This is a genomic window from Acidimangrovimonas sediminis (assembly GCF_002871005.1).
GTDB lineage: Bacteria > Pseudomonadota > Alphaproteobacteria > Rhodobacterales > Rhodobacteraceae > Acidimangrovimonas > Acidimangrovimonas sediminis.
This window is the reverse complement of record NZ_PHSN01000068.1, coordinates 1-1768: the sequence shown is the minus strand read 5'-3', so window position 1 is coordinate 1768 and position 1768 is coordinate 1. Positions and strand designations below refer to the sequence as shown.

At 59.1% G+C, this 1768-nt stretch carries 2 protein-coding genes; one reads left to right on the top strand and one right to left on the bottom strand.

Annotated elements, in window-relative coordinates; translation table 11 throughout:
• A partial coding sequence (locus CVV76_RS24340; protein WP_102227273.1) for a reverse transcriptase domain-containing protein occupies positions 1–1023 on the top strand: 1023 nt, incomplete at its 5' end.
• Positions 1024–1326: 303 nt separating this feature from the next.
• Here the strand turns inward: CVV76_RS24340 and CVV76_RS24335 are convergent.
• The coding region (locus tag CVV76_RS24335) for a metallophosphoesterase (RefSeq protein WP_102227272.1) at positions 1327–1768 on the bottom strand (442 nt) is incomplete at its 5' end.

Here is a 1768-nt window from a genome sequence, read left to right as displayed (position 1 = left end):
ATCCTGCCGAGAAAATTCTACTTCCGCATCCCCTTAAGATCGGGGGGGATTACCCTCGGACGCGGCAACTACGATTTCTCGGCAGACGTGTATGCGTATGCCAAGACCCATGCCCCCGTCACGATACTGGCTTTCGACGTCAGCAGCTTCTTCGACAACCTTGACCACTCGCTCCTGAAGCGCCGCCTAAAGGCCTTGCTGGGCGTAGCGTCACTCCCCGAACATTGGATGCGCGTGTTTCGTGCGATTACAGCCTTCCACTACGTCGATATGGAAGAGCTCAAGGCGAACGCGACGTTCTCCACCCGGCTCAAGGAAAACAGCCGGGACAGGATCGCCAGTGTCGAAGAACTCAAAGCCAATGGCATCAAGTTCCACCCGAACCCCGAACTGGCAAGAGGCTATCGGAGAGGTATTCCTCAGGGCACACCGATCAGTGCAGCCGCGTCAAACCTATACATGATCGACTTCGACGCGGCCGCACGCGCCTACTGCGACAGCATTGGTGCAATGTATCGCCGGTATTCGGACGACATCTTGGTAATCTGCAACCCTACTCACGCCAAAGCTGCCGAAGCAAAGATCATGGATCTAATCAAGGCAGAGAAGCTCGAGCTATCGCCTCACAAGACCGAAAGGACCGAGTTCACAGGCACGGGCGCGGTTGTCGGGAAGGCGGCCCAATACCTCGGTTTCGCACTGCACGAAACCGGGCCAGCCATCCGAGAAAGCTCACTCGCTCGCCAGTGGCGGAAGATGCGAAGAGCGGTGCGTCGGACCCGCAAGATCGCAGAGCGAAACATCGCTTCTGGAAAGTCTGCAAAGGCACACACCAAGCGCCTGTATCGCCGCTTCACCCATCTGAAGGTGCGCGACGAGGAGGGTCTTCGTGTCGTTAGGAACTTTTCCTCCTATGGTCGGCGCAGTGCCGCCGCCTTTGAAGGAGATGAGAAAATTTCTCACCAAATAAAACGCTTTGAACGTGCAGCGCTTCGCGAAATTGAGGAGCTCAAGAAACTATAAGTGGCGACACGGACTTCGTCGCCATTTTCACCTCGCTTCCGGTCATTCGCCCACGACGCAGCGAAGGTCCGTTCCCCGCCCATCGTGTCGACCTTGGCTGTCGTGCCGCGTCATGCATGAAGGCCAGCTTGGGGGCAGGGAACGGTCATGCTCCTCGCCGGGTTCGAATATCCGCGGAGGGCCGTCCGCGACGGTCCCGTACGCCAGGCCATCTGAGCGTCCATCTGCCGCGCCGCCGCAAGGCCGGTGCGAGCCCATTGCTGCGTGTTGCCCTTCGCCCTACATCCTCAGTTGTCGTCGCGGCTAGTCGAGCTCGCTCCCATGCTCGACATCTTTCCAATGCTTGTTGATCGGCAGTTTCCGCGCACGCCGGGCGATGTCGCTGATCTGCACGGGGCGGAAGTCCCATTGATCGACACCGACGTTGATGGAATTGCGTGACCCCTTCCATTGATCGTGGACATGACCGAAGAGCTGTAGCGCTCCGCGCCTCGCGCCCTTCCAGGTAATCATGGGATAGTGGCAGAGAACCAGCGCCTGGTCGCCATCGCGGATCTCGGTGAGGTCGGCGACGCTGGCCCAGGGAAGGGAGATGATCGCCTCGTCATCGTGGTTGCCGATGATCAGATGCTTGCGGCCCGGCAGCTGGTGAAACCAGCCGCTGAGCTGATCCTCAGCCTTGCCGAATGCGAAATCCCCGAGGATCCAGAGATCGTCATCATCGCCGACGCAGGCCCGGAAATTC